16 protein-coding genes are annotated in these 22,486 nt (G+C 31.2%); 9 read left to right on the forward strand and 7 right to left on the reverse strand.

The window, feature by feature from the left end:
• Positions 1–12: 12 nt before the first annotated feature.
• The gene (locus CCORG_RS04360) at positions 13–4,941 is read right to left on the reverse strand and encodes an alpha-2-macroglobulin family protein (RefSeq protein WP_025803472.1); all 4,929 of its coding nucleotides are present in this window, start codon (positions 4,939–4,941) and stop codon (positions 13–15) included.
• Positions 4,941–7,094: a penicillin-binding protein 1C gene (pbpC, locus tag CCORG_RS04365; protein ID WP_025803471.1), complete on the reverse strand. Its 2,154-nt coding sequence runs from the start codon at positions 7,092–7,094 to the stop codon at positions 4,941–4,943. The genes CCORG_RS04360 and pbpC overlap by 1 nt, the downstream gene beginning before the upstream one ends.
• Positions 7,095–7,227: 133 nt before the next feature.
• Between pbpC and CCORG_RS04370 the strand changes: the two genes are divergently transcribed.
• From CCORG_RS04370 to CCORG_RS04410, 9 genes are all read left to right on the forward strand, one after another.
• Entirely contained in the window at positions 7,228–9,252 is a 2,025-nt protein-coding gene (locus CCORG_RS04370) for an ATP-dependent helicase (RefSeq protein WP_025803470.1), read from the forward strand.
• Positions 9,253–9,330: 78 nt separating this feature from the next.
• Entirely contained in the window at positions 9,331–10,722 is a 1,392-nt protein-coding gene (gene fumC, locus CCORG_RS04375; RefSeq protein WP_025803469.1) for a class II fumarate hydratase, read from the forward strand.
• A 129-nt stretch (positions 10,723–10,851) separates the two neighbouring features.
• Entirely contained in the window at positions 10,852–12,129 is a 1,278-nt protein-coding gene (locus tag CCORG_RS04380; protein WP_025803468.1) for a M20 family metallo-hydrolase, read from the forward strand.
• Positions 12,130–12,309: 180 nt separating this feature from the next.
• The gene (locus tag CCORG_RS04385) at positions 12,310–13,626 is read left to right on the forward strand and encodes an amidohydrolase (RefSeq protein ID WP_025803467.1); all 1,317 of its coding nucleotides are present in this window, start codon (positions 12,310–12,312) and stop codon (positions 13,624–13,626) included.
• A gap of 9 nt (positions 13,627–13,635) precedes the next feature.
• A complete protein-coding gene (gene pepE, locus CCORG_RS04390; protein WP_025803466.1) occupies positions 13,636–14,337 on the forward strand; it encodes a dipeptidase PepE in 702 nt (233 codons plus the stop codon).
• Between the two features lie 9 nt (positions 14,338–14,346).
• Entirely contained in the window at positions 14,347–15,702 is a 1,356-nt protein-coding gene (gene dcuC / locus CCORG_RS04395; protein ID WP_025803465.1) for a C4-dicarboxylate transporter DcuC, read from the forward strand.
• Positions 15,703–15,763: 61 nt separating this feature from the next.
• Entirely contained in the window at positions 15,764–16,552 is a 789-nt protein-coding gene (locus CCORG_RS04400; protein ID WP_025803464.1) for a ferritin-like domain-containing protein, read from the forward strand.
• Complete coding sequence (locus CCORG_RS04405; RefSeq protein ID WP_025803463.1) at positions 16,549–17,025, forward strand: SixA phosphatase family protein; 477 nt, start codon at positions 16,549–16,551, stop codon at positions 17,023–17,025. Before CCORG_RS04400 ends, CCORG_RS04405 begins: the two co-directional genes overlap by 4 nt.
• 2 nt (positions 17,026–17,027) lie before the next feature.
• Complete coding sequence (locus tag CCORG_RS04410; RefSeq protein WP_025803462.1) at positions 17,028–18,275, forward strand: MFS transporter; 1,248 nt, start codon at positions 17,028–17,030, stop codon at positions 18,273–18,275.
• Positions 18,276–19,041: 766 nt separating this feature from the next.
• On the opposite strand, the gene hypA is transcribed toward CCORG_RS04410, so the two are convergent.
• The 5 genes from hypA to hypB are packed head-to-tail and all read right to left on the reverse strand — an operon-like array spanning position 19,042 to position 22,474.
• The gene (hypA, locus tag CCORG_RS04415) at positions 19,042–19,383 is read right to left on the reverse strand and encodes a hydrogenase maturation nickel metallochaperone HypA (RefSeq protein WP_025803461.1); all 342 of its coding nucleotides are present in this window, start codon (positions 19,381–19,383) and stop codon (positions 19,042–19,044) included.
• A 10-nt stretch (positions 19,384–19,393) separates the two neighbouring features.
• Positions 19,394–20,389, reverse strand: a complete 996-nt coding sequence (hypE, locus tag CCORG_RS04420; protein WP_025803460.1) for a hydrogenase expression/formation protein HypE — start codon at positions 20,387–20,389, stop codon at positions 19,394–19,396.
• 1 nt (position 20,390) lies between these two features.
• Positions 20,391–21,479, reverse strand: coding sequence for a hydrogenase formation protein HypD (hypD, locus tag CCORG_RS04425; RefSeq protein WP_025803459.1), 1,089 nt, complete (start codon positions 21,477–21,479; stop codon positions 20,391–20,393).
• 6 nt (positions 21,480–21,485) lie between these two features.
• Positions 21,486–21,779, reverse strand: a complete 294-nt coding sequence (locus CCORG_RS04430) for a HypC/HybG/HupF family hydrogenase formation chaperone (RefSeq protein ID WP_025803458.1) — start codon at positions 21,777–21,779, stop codon at positions 21,486–21,488.
• Positions 21,779–22,474, reverse strand: a complete 696-nt coding sequence (gene hypB, locus CCORG_RS04435) for a hydrogenase nickel incorporation protein HypB (RefSeq protein ID WP_025803457.1) — start codon at positions 22,472–22,474, stop codon at positions 21,779–21,781. Before hypB ends, CCORG_RS04430 begins: the two co-directional genes overlap by 1 nt.
• Positions 22,475–22,486: the final 12 nt, after the last annotated feature.

Here is a 22,486-nt window from a genome sequence, read left to right on the forward strand (position 1 = left end):
AATTTACAAATTTTATTTAACCTTTATAAATTTACGCTCCAAATCATAGTCATTAACCTTTTCATCATACATTCTCTCAGCCCTTGCTTCAGGCAAAATACAACTTCCTTTCAAGGTAGCTCTAAATGGCACATAAAAAGTAACTTCATCCACAAACGGCTCTAAAAAATGAGTAATAGAACTATCGCTAATGTCCACATAGCTAAAATTTATACTATCTTTAAAGTTATCACCAAGATTTTGAACCACTCTTTTGTTTATTATTTCAAGGCAACTAGGGGCTTTTTGATGGACTAAAATATCGCTATAATACGCCTTTGAATTTAGCCTTATCTTAGCAAAAACTATATCATTTAGTTTTATCTCGTCTAAATTTACTAAATTTCCATCTAAATCAACAAATTCTCTATATAAATTTATCGCTTTATCATTAAATTCATGCTTTAAAGGTAGATTCTCATAGCCATAAGCTACTAGTGAAAAATATGGCTTTGCGTTATTTGGACTTAAATTTATAGTATTACTAGTAAGATTTAGATCTAAAATTTCACCGTTTTTAACATAGTAAAAATTATTGCCATTTTTAGCAGTGATACTTGCGTTTTTATCGCTACTTAGCATCTCTAAAGCCATTATCACAAAGGCTCTATCTTGAGTTGAGCTTATGGTATCCTTTAAAGATAAAATTTTATCAAAAAGCTTTTCATTTTTACCGCCGAAATGCTTTTCATCCAAATACATCGCAAAGCTTAAATTCCTAATTTCTGATCCAAAACTATCAAAATCAGGACTAAAATTTTCAAATTTATAGTTTTTTATCTCATTTTTTACGATTTCTAGCTCTTTATCAAGCTTTGCATTTTTTAGCATAACCGCCATTAAATAGTGATTTAAAAAGCTTTTTTTATAGTATTTTTTATCATATAAAATATTTATCTTATCATCGCTTATTAAGTTTTGTTCACTTAGCAAATAAATAGCATAAATATCACTTAGTCTATCACTAACGCCTCTGTTTTTAAGAGCGTTTAAAGCTTTTTTAATAATCATATCAGGCACATCAAAGCCATTTTCTTTTAGGGTTAAAAGAGTATGGGTTGCATAAACTGATGAGTACCCATCTACCGCACCTTGCGCATCCCAGTATCTAAAATCTCCACTTTGCTTTTGCCTTGATATAATCTCATTTATACCACTTTGTATATACTCATCTTTGTGTCTTTGATCCGCATAAAGTAGGGCGATGAGCTTTGAGCTAATTTGCTCAGTGCAGCCATAAGGGTAGTTTATAAGCTTTTGTTTATCGTTAAAAAACATAGCTAATGGCGAATTTGAGACAGTTAGTTTTGCTGTTTTATAATCACCTTCTAAATTTATAGTTTTATTTGTATCTAAAATGCCATTTATTACTTTTGTATTTAAAGATGAGCTAGGAAGGATATTAAAATTTAAACTTTGATTTAGAATGCTGATATTAGCTTTGCCAACTTTAGTTGCACTTACTTCTAAATTTAGAGTTTCAAAGCTATTTGGCTTTAAATTTAGAGTTTGATTTATGCTATTTATCTTTAAATTTGATGAATGATTTATATCTAAATTTATAGTTTTATTCTCATCTGTGTTGTTAAAAATTCTAACTGGAAGTCTTAATTCATCGCCATCTAAAAGATATAAAATATTTGGCATTTTAGCTAATACATCATCTTTTATAATGATATCTTTACTAACGCTACTGATTTTTTGTTCATTTAGTGCTATAGCGTCTACTCTAACTTTGGTGTTTGTATCTACATTTAGCTTAAATTTAGCAGTTCCATTTTCATCACTTATAGCACTAAATTTTTTAATATACATCTTTTTTGACTGGACTGGATCAAGGTATTTTTGAAGACTTTTTAGCATCATCTCACTACCACTTCCAAATGATAAAATTTTACCATTTGCTCTAAAATGAGTTAGTTCGTTATATATGTCATAATCAGTTGATGATTTTTGTTTTATAGTATCAAAAAATTTAAAAACATCTGGGTTTTTTTGATTTATTATATTTAAAACTCCATAATCCACAGCAAAAAGATAAATTTTAGAATTTGGAGATGTTTTAACACTAACTTCTATATCTTGATTAGACGAACTAGTTTGTGCTAAATTTAGCTCTAAATCAAGTTTTTTATTAGAATTATCTTTTTTAACATAGGCTATATTGCTAGCTTTAAATGGTAAAAGATAGCTAGGAGTATCAGAAATTCTTAAAGCCTTAGCGCTTATGTAAAGTCCTTCAAAATCATCAGTGATTTTAAATTTAACCTGCGTAGAAAAGTTAGTTGTTTTTATGATTTTATAATCTAATACTTTTTTATCTTCTAAAGTTATTAAAAATAGAGCGTCTTTTAAAGGCGAGCTTATATTTGCTGTTATTGTATCGCCTTTTTTATAGAATTCTTTATTTAAATTTATCGTAGCAAGATTTAGGCTTTTAGTTGGAGCTAGGCTACTTCCTACGCTAAAAGTTATTGCCGATTCGTGAGTGCTATTTAGATCTTTTACTACTAATTTATAATCATTTTGGGCTAAATTTGATAAATCCAAGTAGCTGTTTTGTATATCAAACTCACCAATAAGCTCATCGCTACTAACCCAGCTTAGATAGCCTTTTTCGTTAAAATTATAGTTCCAGTTTTGTTTAAAAAGCTTAGCTTTTAGGGTTGAGTTTGCATCTTTTAGAGTTAGTGGATTTATGCTTATAAATTTAAAATTAGTGCCATCTTTTGAAATTCCAACTATGCTCGAAAATGGATAAATCACGCTATTTGCATAACTTGATGAGCTTTTTCCACCATCATTTACCATGAAATTTAAACTAACTTCAAGCTTTGAGTTAAGTTTTGTTTTAAACTCTGGTCTTATAGTGAAATTTGAACTTCCATTTTCATCTAGTAAAATAGGCGTATTGTGGCTAAAAATAGGGCTATTATAAATACTTTCATCATCAAATTTATAGCCATCTATCTTATCAAAAGTTGAGTTATTAATTAAGATATTTAAATTTCCGCTTACATTTGAAGCATTTTGTCCAAAAAGATAGTTTGCACTTAAATTTAGACTTAAATTCTCACTATTTTTGTATATATCTTTGCTAAATTTAGCGTTTGCTTTTAAATTTTGAGCTACAAAAGACTCTACGCTAAATTCCTTTGTGCTTAAAACTTTATCTTCAAAAATGGCTTTTAAAAGGTATTTTCCATTTAGTTTAAAAATATCTTTTATATCTAAATTTATAGTTCCAAATTCATCTAAAAGCATTGAATTATCATAAATTTTACTGTTTTGTGGGTCATAAATTTCTATTTTTATAGGTAGATTTTTTATGCTTTTAAAGTTTTCTTTAACTATTAAAACGCCGTTTAACTCTGTATTTGGGCTTATGATATCGCTGGCAAAATACACAAAAGCTTTTGGTTTTTGATACGATATGGAGCTTTCAAACTCGCTTGTTTTTTCGTTAAAAATTAAGAAATTTCTCTCGTTTTGAAATTCCACAAGCAAGGACTTTGGTTTATATTTTAAAAGATCTTTTTTATCAAAACTAAAAGTTCCATCATTTTTAGTTTCGCCTTGTAAAAGAATTTTGTTTTTATCGCTAAAAAGCGTTATTTTGGCTTTACTTACAGGCTCGTTATTTGATAAGCGGTTTACAAAGACAAAAATGCTTTCATCAAAGACTTTGGAATTTATGGCTAAATCACTAAAATAAAGGTGCTTTGTGATACTTTTTAAATCATCACCGTCTTTATAAAATATTTCAAATTTATAAATTCCATCTTCTAAATTTTCAAATTTTATCGTGCTGTTTATATCAACATTTGGGATAGAATCAAGTGTAAAATCTCTATTTTTATACTCACTAAAACTCTCATCTAAAGAATTAAAATTTAGAAAATACCTTAAATTCTCATCATCAACCCTTGATAGCATCGTTTTAATTTTACTAACATTTATGCTATTTATAAAAACACCGCCTTTGTTTGAAATATAGGGCTTTTCATCTATAAAATATACCTCTTTTTGATAATCTTTTGTGGTAAAAGTAAAGCTTATTTTTTTATCTAGTACTTTTGCCCACTCTCCATAAGTTGTTCCAAATCCTTCTAAAAGGGTGATTTTATACTCAGTTTTTGGTAAAAATTCCTTACTTACGATATCTGTATAATATCCAGTTTCATCATATCCACTATCAATTACAAAAAAGTTTTTTACTTTGTCATTTTGGATAAAAAGATTGTTAGGATTTAAATATCTATCAAAATATAATCTAAAACCAAGCATTTTTTTAGGATATGAGATAGGTTTTATTAAAGATGCATCTATGCTAAAATACTCTCTATGCTTTGCATCTACGCTATTTTGGTTAAATTTAGCATCTTTTTTAAGAGTTTTTCCATTTAAATTTGATAAATTTTTACTAATATAAATTTCATATTCTATACTGTTTGGATTATTTACTTCTATTATGAAGCTACTATCATCTACTCTAGAAACGCTAAATTTAAGCGTTTCATCGCTTAGCTTTATATGATTTTTGATTTCATCTACCAAGTCATTAAAAGATATGTAAAATTTATCTTTGCTTAAGTTTTCAAATTTTACAACCTTAAATTCATCGCTTTTAAAGTTAAGCTTAGTTCCATTTAAATCACACTTAAAACTTGTAGAAGTTGGTAAATTTTCATAAGAGTAAAAAACCAAAGAGTTATAATCTTCAAAGTGAAAAACACCATCTAGCTTTGGCTGGCAATCCATAAAGCTATCATCAACTATCAGTCCAGTTTGACTTTCACCACTTATATTAAATAAAATTTTATTTTTCATAACATTTACACTGTTTATCTCAAAGCCAAAAATACTCCCAAAAATCAAGATAAAAGCCAAAAAAAATCTCATCATAACTCCTCTAAAAATATCTCACTTGTAGCTAAATTTGAGTATTCATCAAGGCATTTTATAGTATGAAAACCACTACTTAAATTTAGCACAATCTCACTTCCACTTCTAAATTTCTCATACTTTTCATCATCAACTTTTATATAAACCTCATCACCTAAAAAACTTATACATTTTGTGTTTATTTTACCATAAAAAGATGACATTTTACTTCTGTTTGCTGGATATGCAATCAGTGGCTTTATATCTTTAAAATAACCAAAGCAAGGGCTTTGTTTTAAATCATCACTAGTTATAAAAGCATTTTTTAAAAGATAATTTATCTGTTCGTTTGTGATAAGTGTGCATTTATCAACTAAACTAACACCATCTATTACAAAATCTTTTTGTAAATTCTTACACTCCTTAAAAACAAAGCTATCTAGGCAGATATTTTTTTTAGATATACCTTCTGGTTTACTTATAAATTCTAAATTTTTTCTCTTATTTAAGTAGCGAAATATCTCAAAAACTATCTTTGCTGAGCTATCGCCGCCTGTTAAGCCACTTGTTGGTTTGGAGTTAAAATTTCCAAGCCAAACTCCAACCGTGTAGTTTTTATTAAAAGCGATCGTATGAAGGTCAATCCAGTTTGCACTTGTGCCTGTCTTAAAGGCAATTAGTGGCATATCAACTGTGCTTTGCCAAACAGAATTTAGATAGCTTCGTGGCGTTTGAAGAAGCATTTGACTAACTAAAAAGCTACTTTGTTTTGATAAAAGTGTAATTTTTTCACCTTTAATCTCGCCTGCAATCTCAAGTGGTAAAAGCTCACCTTCATTTGCGAAAATAGTATACAAATGAGTAAGTTCAAGTAGGTTTAAAGGCACTGACCCAAGTGCGATTGACTCGCCAAAAAAGCTTTTTTCTTTAACCTTTAAATTTGCTTTTTTCAGTAATTCATAAAGAGAATTTTCGCCCAAATTTGAGTTTAAAAAAACAGCTGGAGTATTTAGCGAAAAGATTAAAGCATCAGTAGCACTAATCTCTCCAAGAAAATCTTTTGTGTAGTTTTTTGGTGCGTAATCTCCTAGGTAAATTTCAGCATCAATTAAGTTTTGTTTTGGAGTTATGAGCCCATTTTCCAAGGCAAGTGCGTAAATAAATGGCTTTAATGTTGAACCAACACTTCTTTTTGCCATCACGCCATCATTAAAACCATCTTTACTTTTTAAATCATGACTTCCAACATAAGCAACAACTTCCATTTTAAGGTTATCAATAACCACCGCACTAGCATTAAATAGATCAAATTTATTAAAATTTATCATCTCTTTTTTTATAATATTTTCTATCTCGTTTTGTAAATTTAGGTCTAAATTTGAGCTAATTATGCCGTTTTTAAAGGCTAAATTTGAGTAGTGAAAAGCCCTATTTTTAGCGTCATATCTTTTTGGAGTAAAGCTCTCTTTTAAAGCCCTTTTATATGCACTTTCATCTATGATTTTATCATCTAAAAGCTCTTTTAAAACTCTATTTTTTAAAGCGTTTAAATTTTTATTTTTATCAAGACGGTTTTCGTTTGGATTTTTTGGAACGATTGAGAGTAGGGCAATTTGACTAATACTAAGCTCGTCTAAATCTTTATCAAAATAAAACTTACTAGCTGCTTTAATCCCAACGATATTTCCACCATATGGGGCTATATTGAAGTAAATATTTAAAATTTCATCTTTTGAGTAGTTTAACTCAAGCTGAAAAGCTCTAAAAATTTCAATTATTTTATTTTTATAACTTCGTTTTTTAGGCTCTATTATTCTTGCAACTTGCATTGTTATAGTTGATGCTCCGATTTTATTGTCGTGAGTAAGGTTGTGAAAAAACGCCCTTATTATAGAAAATGGATTTACTCCAAAATGGTTGTAAAAGTACTTATCTTCAAAATTTATAACGCTTTTTTTAATAAGGGGTGGAATTTCATCTGCACTATACTTCCAATACCCATCATCTGAGAGTTTCATGGATATAATCTCACCATTTTTATCATATAAAATTTTACTTTGCGAAACTGCTATTTTCTCAAGTGGAAATAAAGTGTTTAAAATAGCAAATGTAACTGCTAAAAGTAGTGTTAAAACAGTGATGCTAATAATGAATTTTTTAAAAATTTTCATACATAATTTTATCTAACTTTGATAAATTTTAACTCTTTAAAATCGTATAAATTTAGGTAGTTTTATACAATTCTAAGTCCTTTTTGGTATGATACTGGGTTTTTACTATGGATAAATGTTAAGGAGATGAAATTTGCCACTATCTAAGCTAAATACAGACCAGTATAAAGCCGCAACTGCACCACTTGGAAATAATCTAATCATAGCAAGTGCAGGCACAGGCAAGACTAGCACTATCGTTGCTAGGATAGCTCATCTTTTACAACAAGGCATAAAGCCAACTGAAATTTTGCTCTTAACTTTTACAAATAAAGCAGCCACAGAGATGATAGAACGCTTAGAGCGCTACTTTAAAAAAGCCATCATTGATGATATCACAGCTGGTACTTTTCACTCAGTATCTTATAAACTACTTAAAAAACTAGATAAAAGTGTGACTTTAAAGCAACCTAGCGAACTTAAGACTTTGCTTAGGTCTATTGCTGAGCGAAGAAGATTTGATCATATTAGCGATATTAAGCCTTATGGCGGGGCTTATCTGTTTGATATCTACTCGCTTTATTCAAACAAAGAGATAAATAAAAGCTTTTATGAGTGGTTTTGCCAAAACTACGATGAACAGGCAGTTTACGCTGAAATTTATGAAGATATAATAAAAGAATTTGAAAGTGAAAAGGCTAAATTTGGCTATGTTGGGTTTAATGATCTTCTTTTAAATATGCGTCGTGAGCTTAAAAAAGGAGCGCCTTTATACTTCACTGAAATTTTAGTAGATGAGTATCAAGATACAAATTCACTTCAAGGAAGTTTAATAGATGCATTTAATAAAAAAAGCCTTTTTTGCGTTGGTGATTTTGATCAAAGCATTTATGCGTTTAACGGTGCAAATATTGACATTATCGGTTCATTTGATAAGCACTATAAAAATGCTCAAATTTATGCTTTAAACACAAACTACCGCTCAAGTTCAACTATCTTAGCCTTAGCAAATAAAGTCATACAAAACAACCCCCGCCTTTATGAAAAAAAGCTAGTTGTTAGTAGGGAAGGGGTTTTTAAAGCTCCAACACTTTTAGTTTTTGATGAGTTATATACTCAGTACCAACATATCGCAAGTATGATTAAAGACTCTAAATTTGATAAAGAAAGTATCGCTGTTATATTTCGTAATAACTCATCAGCTGATGGCATAGAAGCAAGCTTAAAAGAGCAAGGAATCAGCTCTAAAAGAAAAGAAAGTGGCAGTTTTTTTGAAAGTCGTGAGATAAAAGCACTCATAAATTTAGTAGGAATTTTATTAAATCCAAAGGATGTAATGGCTTTTATGGGTGTTTTTGAGTATTCTAAAGGCGTAGGAAGTAGCGTTGCTAAAGAGGTTTATGAAGCTTTAAATTCTTTAGGAAATGGAAATATTTTAAAAGGTCTTTTAAGACCTGATAAATCAGCTAAAATTTATACTCCAAAGCGTAAAAGCTACCAGCTTGGGCTTTTTGATGAATTTGATACTTTAGGTGATACGGCGCGTTTTAGCGAGTTTGTAAGTCATGATTTCATAACTCATCCAGCTTTAAAATATGAAAAACTTAGTAGTGGCGGGGCTGTGATGCTTGATAGACTTTATGAAGTTTTTAGTACTATAAGTAGAAACCAAAACTCAACTATAGTACTTAAAAAGCTTTTAAATTCAAGAGCTTATGGAATAATCGCAAATGAGCTTGCCACAAAAAGAGCAACCATGAAAAATGGCAAAGTAAATCAAGATCTTCTTACTCAAGCAAAAACTAAAATTTATCAAAAAGCTCAAATACTTATAAATTTAACAAAAAACTATAGTTCACTTGAGAGTTTTTATAACTTTTTAACTCTTGGAAGTAGCGAGATGGGTGAAGGCAAGGGAGTAAATTTATTAAGCGTTCATGCGAGTAAAGGCTTAGAATTTGCACAAGTTTTTATAGTGGACTTAGCTCAAAATAGATTTCCAAATACAAAACTAATGGCAATGGGTGGTAGCGTAGAAGAAGAAAGAAGGCTTTTTTATGTAGCAGTTACAAGGGCTCGTGATGAGTTGGTTTTAAGTTATGCAAAGTATGATAAAATCCGCAAAGTATCATACGAACCAAGTCAGTTTTTAGTGGAGGCTGGCATGGTAAAGGTATAAAATAAATTTGCTCTTAAAGCTTAAATAATAAATTTAAAAATTTAGTTTAATATATGATAAAAATTTTAAGGAGATATAATGGAATTTCGTATAGAAAAAGACACAATGGGCGAGATAAAAGTCCCAAAAGATAGATACTGGGGGGCTCAAACTGAAAGGAGCTTTGAAAATTTTAAAATAGGCACAGATAAAATGCCAAAAGAGCTAATACACGCTTTTGCAGCTCTAAAAAGAAGCGTAGCAAAGGTAAATGCCAACCTTGAAAAGCTTGATAGCAAAAAAGCACAAGCTATTATAAAAGCTTGCGATGAGATAAGAGATGGTAAATTTGATGATGAATTTCCACTTGTTATCTACCAAACAGGAAGTGGCACTCAAACAAATATGAATGCAAATGAAGTTATAGCAAACAGAGCTACTGAAATTTTAGGTGGTGATTTTAGAAAAGAGAAATTAATCCATCCAAATGACGATGTAAACAAATCTCAAAGCTCAAATGACACCTTTCCTACGGCTATGCATATCACAGCTGTTTTAGAGCTTGAAAAAACACTTTTGCCAAGCCTTGAAAAGCTAAAAGATAGCTTTTTGAAAAAAGAGGATGAATTTAAAGATATAGTTAAAATAGGTAGAACTCACCTGCAAGATGCTACGCCTCTAACCTTAGGGCAAGAATTTAGTGGATATAGGTCTATGCTAGAGCACTCTTATGAGTATATAAAAAATAGCATCGAGCCACTAAGAGAGCTAGCCATAGGCGGTACTGCAGTTGGTACAGGACTAAATGCTCATCCAAAGTTAAGTGAAATGGTAAGTGAAGAACTTAGCACGCTTTTAGGTACAAAATTTGTATCATCTCCAAATAAATTCCATGCACTTACAAGTTATGATGCTTTTGTTTTTGCAAGTGGGGCTATTAAGAGTTTAGCAGCTAATCTTTTAAAAATAGCAAACGATATCAGATGGCTAGGAAGTGGGCCAAGATCAGGTTTAGGCGAGATAGAACTTCCTGAAAATGAACCAGGAAGTTCTATAATGCCAGGCAAGGTTAACCCAACTCAAGCTGAAGCTATAACAATGGTAATAGCTAGAGTTTTTGGAAATGATGCTACTATAGCATTTGGTGCTAGTCAGGGAAATTTTGAGCTAAATGTTTATAAGCCAATTATTTTATTTAGCTTTTATGAGTCAGTAAAGCTTTTAAGTAGCGCTATGGATAGCTTTAGAACTCACTGCGTAGATGGTATCAAAGCAAATTTAGAAAACATCAAAGCAAATTTAGAAAACTCACTAATGCTAGTAACTGCACTAAATCCATATATCGGATATGATAATGCCGCACTAATAGCTAAAACAGCCCACAAAAATGGCACCACGCTTAAAGAAGAGGCTGTAAATTTAGGAATTTTAAGTGCCGAGGAATTTGATAAGTATGTAGTTCCTTCACAAATGACAAAACCAAAGGCTTAAATTTATACGCTTAAAACATTAAAAAATTTAAATTTTAAGGGTGAATTTTCACCCTTTTATATTGATACTTCCATGATGCTTTTTCCTTTTAATTAAATTTAGCTATAATTTTCACTTAAAAGGAGTCATATGATAAACGAACAAAGATTTATAAAAAATTTTAACGAAATTTCAAAATTTGGTGCCTTAAAAGGTCAAAACTATCTACAAAATTCTAAGCCAACTGGTGGTCTTACAAGACTTGCTTTTAGCAATGAAGATAAAAACGCAAGAGAGTTTTTCATAAATTTAGTAAAAAGTTATGATTTAGATATTAGAGTTGATAGTGTTGGAAATATCTATGCTAGATTTAGCGATGTTTTAGAGCCAGATTTACCAGCAATTAGTGTTGGTTCTCACATAGATAGCGTGCCAAATGGTGGATTTTATGATGGAACTTTGGGTGTTATGGCTGGACTTGAAGCAATAGTGTCAATAAAAGAAATTCTTAAAACCAACAATGAAAAATTAAAACGCCCACTTGAGCTTATAGTTTTTGTAGCTGAAGAGTCAAGCCGTTTTAAAATGGCAACTATTGGCTCTAAAATTATATCTGGAAAACTCAGTGTTTCTAGGCTTAAAGAATTAGTTGATGATAGTGGAATTTCAGTATTTGATGCGATGAAAAATTTTGGATTAAATCCTGAAAATTTAGAAAAATCAATCCTAAAAGATAAAACCTACAAAAGCTACATTGAGCTTCATATAGAACAGGGTAGGGTTCTTGAAGAGATGGGCATAAGTGTGGGTGTTGTCACAGGTATAGCCGCTCCTATAAGATTTGAACTAACCATAAATGCAAGAGCTGATCATAGCGGTGCAACACCTATGAATATGCGATGTGACGCTCTTGTAGCAGCTAGTCATATTATATTAGCAGCTAGAAATTTTGCTAGTGAATTTAAAACAGCAGTTGCAACGGTTGGTTATACTAAGGTTATACCTGGAGCGTTAAATGTTGTTCCTGGAAAAGTTGTAATGGGTGTAGATATGCGTGATATTGATGAAAAAAATCTAAATACATTAAATCAAAATCTAAGAAATTACATAAACGATCTATCAAATGAATTTGGTTTTAGCTATGAGATCAAAGAACTAGCAGCTGATACGCCTGTAAAACTTGATGATAGTTTGATAAATTTGCTCTATAAAAATGCATTAGATCTAGATATAAAAGCTCATAAAATGCCAAGTGGTGCAGGGCATGATGCTATGCATATGAGTGGTATAGCTGATAAAGTCGGCATGATATTTATTCCTTGTAAAAATGGCATAAGTCACAATATTGATGAAGATATAGATTTTAAAGATGCTATCAAAGCTACAAATCTACTAACCAAAACTATGATGGGTTTAGCTAATTCATAAATTTCATCTTTATATCTTTAAAATTTAGATTAAGTATGTATAATAATACATAAAATTATACATACTTAGTACTGAAAATTTAAATAAATTCTTAAGATTATAATAAAACTAATATTAGCTTAAAATTTTTTAAGTATGTTTTTGCTAAAATTAAATATATCTAAATTCAAAGGAGTAGATATGAGTAATTTTTCAGATCAAGTAAGAGCTTTAAATGATGAGATGGTTAAAAATAGAAGATTTTTTCACTCTCATCCTGAGACAGGGTATTTTACATTTTTCACAACTGCTGTTATAGCTGATGAGTTAAAAAAGCTTGGATATGAGCTTAAAATGGGTAGAGAGATTATGGATCCTAGCTCAAGACAAGGCTTAGGAAGCAAAGAAGCGTGCGATGAAGCTTTAAAAAGAGCTAAAAATTTACTAAACGAATCTCAGCAAAAATATCTTGAAGTGATGGAAGATGGTTTAACAGGCGTAGTAGCTCAGATAGATACAGGTAGAAGTGGTAAAACAGTTGGTTTTAGGTTTGATATAGATGGCGTTGATGTTACAGAAAGCATTGATGAGAACCATAAACCTACAAAATGTAACTTTAGTTCCGATATAAAAGGTATAACTCACGCTTGTGGGCATGATACTCATATCACAATTGGACTAGCTTTAGCTAAGCTAATTAAAAATAATCTAGATAAATTCAGTGGCAAATTTAGATTTATATTTCAAACAGCAGAAGAGGGCACAAGAGGTGCGGTCGCTATGGAAAAAGCTGGAGTTTGCGAAGGGCTTGATTATCTGCTTGGTGGTCATATGGGATTTCAAGCTGATAAGATGGGTGGAATAATTTGCGGGACAAATAAACTTCTTGCAACTAGTAAATTTGATGTTAAATTAACTGGAGTATCAGCTCACGCAGCAGGAGCACCACAAGATGGAGCAAATGCACTTCTTGGCGGGGCTCAAATAGCTCTAAATATGCATGGTATCACAAGAAATGCAAAAGGTGTAACTCGTATAAATGTTGGAGTTTTAAGGGCTGGGGAAGGTAGGAATGTTATAGCACCAAATGCTCATTTGATGTGTGAAACAAGAGGTGAGACTACAGAATTAAATGAATTTATGTATGAAAAATGCATGGATATCATAGAAGGCGTTAGTAAAATTTATGGCCTTAAGTATGAAGTGATACGAACTGGTGGTACAGCAGGTGGAGATAGCGATAAAGAAGTTACTGAAATTTACTATCAATCAGCTAAAGAGTCGCCATTTATCAAAGATGAACTTATCGTTAAAGAGTTTGATTTTGGTGCGTGTGAGGATTTTGCTCACTTTATGCATACTGTTCAAAATAATGGTGGCAAGAGCGGGTATTTGATGGTTGGAACCGAGCTAAAAGCAGGGCATCATAACTCTAAATTTGATATAGATGAAAACTCCATGATGGCTGGAGTTGATGTTTTTCTTCGTTCAGCTTATAAAATAAATGGCATAAAATAAGGAAAAATCATGAAAAAAGCTCTACTTTTTAGTTCATCAAGTTATAAAGATACAGGCTATTTAAGGCATTGTAAAAACCCTATCAAAGAGTTTTTGGGTGATGATTATAAAGATGAAATTTTATTTATACCTTATGCTGGAGTAAGTCGCTCAAACGATGAGTATGAATCAAAAGTCACAGACCGTTTAAAAACAAAAACTATCAAAAGCATCCACAGATATGATGATAAAAAAGCTGCAATAAGAGGAGCTAAAACAATCGCTGTTGGAGGCGGAAATACCTTTATGCTACTTCATGAATTATATAAATTTGACCTAGTTGATGAGATAAAACAAGCAGTTTTAAACGGTGCTAAATACTTTGGCTGGTCAGCTGGAGCAAATATAGCTGGTGCTACGATGATGACTACAAATGATATGCCAATCATAATGCCTAAAAGCTTTGATAGTTTAGGAATTTTTCCTTATCAGATAAATCCGCATTTCATCAGTGGCAAAATTTCAGGTCATAATGGCGTAAGTAGGGAAGATAGATTAAATGAATTTCTAAAAGTTCATCCAAATGAGATTGTTTATGCTTTGCCAGAAGGAGCTTGGCTTGAGATAGATAATGGTGAGTGTAAAATTTGTGGGTTAGCAGATGAAATTTATAAATTTGAGTTTGAAAAAGATGTTGTCACGCTAAAAGTTGGAGAAAATTTTAAAATTTAAAGGAAAAAAATGCAAAATTTTTATATCTATTTAGCACTTGCTGGTATTTTAGTAGCTGTGGTGCTTCTTGTGATGAAAAAAGATACCAAAACGGTTCTTTTAGGCGTTGGTTTAGTGCTTTGTTTGCTAGCTTTAAAGCCGCTATCAGGTCTTGATGAGTTTGCTTCAGCTATGACAAAAGGAGCACTTATTATGGCGATTTGTTCAAGTATGGGTTTTGCTTATGTTATGAAGCTCACTGGATGTGATCAGCAACTTGTAAATGCCCTAACTAAGCCACTTGGAAATTTAGGTATATTTTTGATTCCGATTGCGGCTTTTGTGACATCTTTAGTAAATATAGCAATACCATCAGCAGCAGGGTGTGCAGCAGCTGTTGGGGCAACACTTATACCACTTATGATAGCAGCAGGAATAAAACCTGCCATGGCCGCAGCTGCGATTTTAGCTGGAACTTTTGGCTCTGTTTTAAGTCCTGGTCACTCTCATAATGCTTTTGTAGCAGATATGACTGGAAAAAGTATAGCTGATATGATTAGTGTTCAGTTTATGAATGCTATTTCAAGTGTGGTGATAATGCTTATATGTCTAACAATCGTTGCTGTTATCTTTAAAGATTATCAAAAAACTTCTGCTTCTAGTCAAAGCATAGATACAAAAGTAAACTATCTTCATGCCATAATGCCTATAGTTCCACTTGTTATACTACTTGGTGGCAACATTATAGGTGAGATACTAAATGGTGCTGTAGCAAATGGAGTTTTACTAAGTGAAGGAAAAATTTATACAACAACAGAAAATACCCCAGCTTTAATAGCTTTTTTAGTTAAATTTTCATGGCTTAATATGGGTGTAGCTCAAGCTATGCTACTTGGAGTTATCATCTCTTTAATAGTAACTTTAAGCAATCCTGAGAAAATATCAAAAGAATTTTTTAAAGGTATGGGCAATGCGTATGGCGATATAATGGGAATTATTATAGCAGCTACTGTTTTTGTTGCTGGGCTTAAGGCGTGCGGGGCGATTGATTATATTATTGATATATTAAAACACTCTGGCGATTATGTGAAATTTGGTGGAACATTTATTCCTTTTATAATGGGAATTATCACAGGTTCAGGAGATGCAGCGACTTTAGCCTTTAATGAAGCAATAACAACTCAAGCAGCTAAACTTGGCTTTGATCAAGCAACTCTTGGAATGGCTGCAAGCATAGCAGGCTCACTTGGTAGGACAATGTCACCAATAGCTGGTGTGACGATACTTTGTGCAGGTTTAGCAGGGGCAAATCCAGTTGATATTATAAAAAGAACAGCACTTGGCTCTATAGTTTCTGTTTGTTTTATAGCATTTTTCTTGCTATAAATTTATATGGATTATAGATTGTTTTGGTAAAATACTCTTATTTAAATTTAAGAGAATTTGGATGTTTTTTGAAGAGATTGAATTTGTTTTAAACCAGAGCGATATTGAGTTAAAAAGAGCTAAATTTAGTGAAATTTGGGCTAAATTTGATGAGTTTAGTTTTGATGTTAAATTTAAACCTAAGCCATTAATTAGCCCAAGTTATGCCGAGATTTGCGAAATTTTACCAGCAAAGGATCTGCCTAAATATAAAGGCAAGGATAAAATTCCAGCCTTTTTACACTCAATTGCTCATATTGAGTACTCAGCCATAGATATCGCTCTTGATGATTGCTATAGATTTACAAATTTACCAAAAGAGTATTATTTTGATTTTTTAGAACTAGCTAGCGATGAATTTAGGCATTTTTCAATGATAAGTGATGAGTTAGCTAAATTTGGTTATAAATACGGCGATTTTCCAGTTCATGATGGACTATTCTTTGCTCTTAAAAACACCCAAAACTCACTACTTGAGAGAATGGCTCTACTTCATAGGCATCAAGAAGCTGTTGGTCTTGATGCTAACTTTTTTATGCTAAAAAGACTCAAAAATGATAAAGAAAAAGCGTTTTTGTTACCACTTTTAGAAGTTATTTTAGATGAAGAGATTAGCCATGTAAGAAAAGGGGATAAATGGTTTAAGTGGGAGTGTGATGAAACAGGCAAAAGTTATGAGTGCTTTTTTGATATCTTAAATAAACATTTGCCAAAACTAAAAGATTTTAGGCGAGAGTTAAATGTTGAAGATAGGCTAAATGCAGGATATACTAAAGAAGAACTAGATAAATTACAAGGAAATTTTAATTGAAAAAGATCTATTTTATAAGGCATGCAAAGGCAAAAAAAGAGGCTAAGACAGATTTTTTAAGAAATTTAAACGATAGAGGTTTAAAAAATGCAAAAGAGCTTGGAATAAAGCTAAAAGAACTTGGAATTTTACCAGATATAATCTTTTCAAGCTCTGCAGTTAGAGCCATATCTACAGCAAACATTATAGCTGATAAATTAGGTGCAAAAGTAAAACAAAAAGATGAGCTTTATGATATAAGTACAGATGAGCTTTTAAGGTTTTTAAAAGCTATAAATTCAGAATTTAATACAGTTTTTATCGTTGGGCACAACCCCACAATGCTTGAAATTTCTGAATTTTTAAGTGACTCATCTATTGCTAAGATGCCAACTTGTGCGATATTTGGGATTAAATTTGATATACTTAAATTTAAAGACTTAAAAGAGCATAGTGGAGAAGTTATTTTGTATGATTATCCTATAAAGGAGTAAAAGTGATAGGTCAAGTTGTAGGAAGCGGGTTAATACACGCAAATGATGGAAATTATTATAGATTTAGTGATTTAGATTTTGCGGTTGGTCAAAATGTAGAATTTATACCAAATGATGGTGTGGCTACGCAGATAAAGATTTTTAAAGGCGAGATAAAAGAGGAAAAAAATATAAAAAATCCTTTTGAAAATTTTAACATAAGAGATAAAATAAAAAACTTAAAACTAATTAATAAAAGCGACACAAAAACTACACCAAAAAAATCAAAAAAAAGTTTGAATATTCCGAAATTTAAACTTAGTGCATTTAAAAAACCAGAATTTAAAAAACCCACAAACATTAATAGTACGCAAACAGAAAAGCCAATTTTTCAGATAAAAGAGTATAATAATATAGAAGAGAAAGAGCATAATAATGGTTTTTTTGAAGTACCAGTTTTTGATCTAAAGAAAAATGAGGTTTCAAGCCAAAATAAAGAATCCAACAATGCTAAAGTTAAAGAAAAAAATAGTGTAGAAATCTCAAATGATGAGATAAAACTACCGCCATTTAAGACTTTAAAAACAAATCAAGTAAAATCACCCAAAAAGTACTCAAAAGAGTTAAAAATTGCAAAAATCCTAGCTATAGGTGGGGTTTTAATGTTTATGGCTAGTTTTGTGATATTTGCCATATATAAAGATAAAGCGGTTAATCAAGCAACTTTTTGCTTTGCTCTTCTAGCTATTTTATATATTATTATGACATATAAATCACTTTTTATAGTTGGAGAAATGGCAAAAAGCAAAGATTTAGCTAGAAATTTCTTAAAGTCACTATTTTATCCAGCAATTCTAGCTTTTGTACTTGCATTTACAATAGGCTTTGGCTCGGCATTTTTAGACGAATTTAGCATAAAAGAGCAGTTTTACATCATAAGTTTAGCAACTTTGATAGCTATAATATGCTGGATTATATATTTTATAAGTATAAATAAAAAAGTCTATGTAACGCTATCAAGGATAACAAAAATTGAACTTTTTAGAGTTTATATGATACTTTATATTATAAGCAATATAACTATTTCACTGATTTTTATCATTACAAGCCATCCAGAATGGATAATCCTTATCTCACCAAATTTAATAAACATAATTTTAGGATTTACACTTATTATAAATTTAGCAATACTTGGAGTAACTATCGCAATGTATATAGTATACATAATAGCGTGGATAAAGGTAAAAGAGATAAGAAAAATTTGGTTATAAAAAAATTATGACGCCTTAAAAAAGTAGGGCGTCTATTTTAGTTGGGTCTGGATTAAAATAGTTTATTAATAGAAAAGTAGTTACAAAACAAAGTAAATATTTATTTTGATCATCTTTTTATTTATTAATTGAAAAATAAACAACAATAGGTCAAAACATTTGCGATTTGATTACATAGATACAAAGCTAAACATAAAATTCTTTTTCTAAATCTCCTTATTTAATAAATCTACAAAATTAAAAACTTCTTTAAGGCTATTTTTTAATACTACATAAAAGTTCAAAATTTCTATGAGACTAAAGTTATTTTTAAATTTTAAATAATTTTGTATACGCAAATAAAACATAAAAATTATGTGTAACATTATAGGTATAAAACTTTGATAAAATGTTAAATACAGACTTTTATTTATATTTTGTATTGAAAACTATAATTTTCAAACTTTTATTTAAAGCACTTTTAGTGCTATTAAAATTTAGTATTAAATCACGATATATAGTTATTTGAAGAGCTTTACTTTTTGTAAATTATGATTTTATCCATTAATTTTTACAGATAAATTTATGTAAAATTAAATTTTCAAAAACTATGTAAAATTATATTGATTTTTAAATGTAGATTTAAAATAATGTTAAAATTTAGATATTAATGTTTTTTGTAAAAATGTAAAAATAGATAGTTGGTTGGTTGGAGTATTTACCCTTCTTTGCTTTTGCTGAAAATAATAAATTTATAAAATTTTAAAAATAACGATTTAAAGTTTGATTAGCTCATTGTTAAGCTCATCAAATACATATCCTCTCCGTCTAATACCTCAAGGTCGTTTGAGCCACATTTTGGGCATAAAAACTCATTTTTTTTAAGAATACTTTCTTTTTCGCAGGAGTTACACTTCACAACGATATCTTGTAAATTTATGATAAGCTTTGCATTTTCACAGACGGTTTCTTTTTTATAAACATCGTAAGCACTTTTTAAAAGGTGTGGTTCAACACCGCTTAAACGCCCTATTTTTAGATGGACTTCTTCTATTTTTGATTTATTGTTTTTTCTTAAATTTTCCTCACAAAGTGCAACTAGGTCAATTACTATTGAAAGTTCGTGCATAAATTTCCTTTTAACAAATTCTTGGAAGCAGTTCGCCTTTTGGTGGCTCTAAAAATCTCTCAACACCATAAATCGTCTCTAAAATCACCCTATTTTTATCATCTTTAAAAGTTTCGCCTATAATATTTGCATTTTTATCAAATTTTTGTAAAATTTCAAGTGCTTTTAAAGCATCTTTTTCTTCCACAGCTAAAACAAAAGTCCCCTCATTTGCCAAATCACAGGGCTCAAAGCCTAAAATTTCACAAATTCCCATAACTTCATCGCTTATTTTAATACGAGCCTCTTTAACTTTTATGCTAACTTTACAAAACTTAGCCCACTCGTTTAAAACAGCACTAAGACCGCCTCTTGTAGCATCTCTCATCGCTAGTGGTGTAATGGTTTTTAGAATTTCTAAAACCACTTCATTTAGTGGCTTACAATCACTTTCTAACTCACTTTCAAAGCCAAGTTCGTCTCTTGCTTGCATTATCACGCTTCCATGCCTTGCGATATCGCCACTTACTAAAATTTTAGCTTTTTGTTGTGAGCCTAAATTTATGGTATTTATCTCTTTTATGACCTCTCCAACTCCGCTTGTATTTATAAAAATTTTATCACATTTGCCTTTTGGAACGACCTTTGTATCGCCACAAACTATAAAAACTCCTGCTTTTTTTGCAGTTTTACTCATAGAGTTTAAAATTTGCTTAAACTCATCAATACTAAAACCCTCTTCTATGATAAAACTACAACTTAAATAAAGCGGTTTTGCACCAACCATCAAAAGATCATTTACCGTTCCACAAATTGCTATTTTACCGATATCTCCACCGCTAAAAAATAGCGGAGTTACCACAAAACTATCAGTTGTAAAGGCTAAATTTGTGGAATTTAGCCTTAAAAGTGCAGCGTCATTTGCGCTTTTTAAAATTTCATTATCAAAAGCTTTAAAAATGATATCATTTATCAAAGCATTCATCTCTTCGCCACCACCACCATGACTTAAAAGAATTTTTTCCAAACTAACTTCCCCTTTTATATTTATAATACGCCGCACAAGCCCCCTCGCTTGAAACCATGCATGACCCTAGTGGATTTTGTGGGTTACAAACCTTGCCAAAGACCTTGCAATCAGGCGGATTTTTACGCCCTTTTAAAATTTCCCCACAAATACAGGCTTTGTTTTCAGGTTTGCTTTCCACGCTACAATCAAATACTTTTCTTGCATTTATAGCGTCAAACTCGCCCTTTAAATCAAGCCCACTTTTTGGTATAAGCCCTAGCCCACGCCATGAAAAATCAACCTCTTTAAAATATTTTTTAATTAAATTTAGAGCCTTTTCATTTCCATTTGGTTTAACAACTCTATCATACTCGTTATAAACTTCAAATTTGTTTTCGTTAAACTGATTTACTAAATTTAGGATGGAATCCATCATATCAAGGGGTTCAAAACCACTTATGGCGATTGGTTTTTTATAAGTTTTAGCTATTTTTTCATATGGTTTTGAACCAATTATCACGCTAACATGACTTGGCCCTAAAAATGCATCTATTTTTACATTTTCATCATCTAAAAGTGCCATAACAGGGGCTGGAACGGTTACATGATTTATATGAAAAAAAAGATTTTTAAGGTTTAAATTTAGAGCTTTTTCCACCACAACCGCACTCATTGGCGTTGTTGTTTCAAAACCTATGGCAAAAAATATCACATTTTTTTTAGGATTTTCAAGTGCGATATTTATTGCATCAAGTGGAGAGTAAAGAGCTCTTATATCGCACCCTTTTGCTCTTTGTTTTTGAAGTGTTGAAAAGCTTCCTGGAACTCTTAACATATCAGCTAGAGTTGTAAAAATGGTATTTGGCATCGAGGATAGCTTTATAGCTTCATCGATATTATGCCTTGGCATCACGCAAACTGGACATCCTGGTCCGTGGATAAATTTAATATTTTCTCCAACTAATTTATCAATTCCAAATTTCATAATCGAATGCGTATGTCCGCCACAAATTTCCATTATATTAAGTGGCTTGTTTGAGGCTTTTTTAATCAACTTTGATAAATTTAAAATATGAGTTTTATCTCTAAAATCGTTTATTAAATCCATTAAATTTTAGCCTTTTTCGTTGGAATTCATCTTAGATAATCCCATATCGCCCTCATCTTGGCTAATCGTTCCGTCATTCATCTCTTTTGCTATTTTTTTATAAAACTCTAAGCTTTCAAGGGCTGCTTTTGTGTCGATTTTTTCCATTGCAAAGCCAACGTGGATTAAAACATACTCGCCAACTTTAACAGGCTCACCTATCAAATCCAAACTAACGCCCCTTTTAACGCCTAAGGTTTCAACGGTGGCAAAATTATTCTCATCAATTTCAACAACTTTTGAAGGTATGCTAAGGCACATTATCTAAGCTCCATTTTAAATTTCAAGTAACCTAGCCACTTATCAAAGCCCTCGCCTGTTACGCTGTCAAGCTCGATAATATCGGCTTTTGGATTAAGTTTTCTAACGGCATCTATAACTTCATTTGTATCAAAATTAAAGTGCTTTTTAACGCTTGATTTTGTGATTATCACTAAATCAGCCGCCCTAAACATCACAGGATATTTTTCTACTTTATCGCTTCCCTCAGGCGTGCTTAAAAGCACAACATTTATATGTGATCCAACATCATAACTAGCCGGGCATACTAAATTTCCAACATTTTCAACAAAGACTAAATTTAGCTTTTCAAGTGGGAGATGATGAAGTCCTTTATGCACCATAATCGCATCTAAATGACACCCCTGCCCTGTTGTGATCTGATACGCATAAGCCCCTGCTTTTATAATCCTATCAGCGTCGCGGTTGGTTTCTAAATCCCCCTCAACAACGCCGATTTTAAAATCACTTTTTTTAATGGTATTTTCTAAAAGCGTGGTTTTACCAGCACCTGGACTGCTCATCAAATTTATACAAAATATCCCTTTTTCATCAAGGTGGGCTCTGTTATGGTCTGCTTCTTTGTCGTTTTTAGATAGTATTTTTGAAACAACTTCTACTGTTTTGCTATTTTCGCTGCTACTTTCATGAGTTTCACAACCGCAATCTTTACACATAATTTTCTCCTT

This window comes from Campylobacter corcagiensis, assembly GCF_013201645.1.
Taxonomy (GTDB): domain Bacteria; phylum Campylobacterota; class Campylobacteria; order Campylobacterales; family Campylobacteraceae; genus Campylobacter_B; species Campylobacter_B corcagiensis.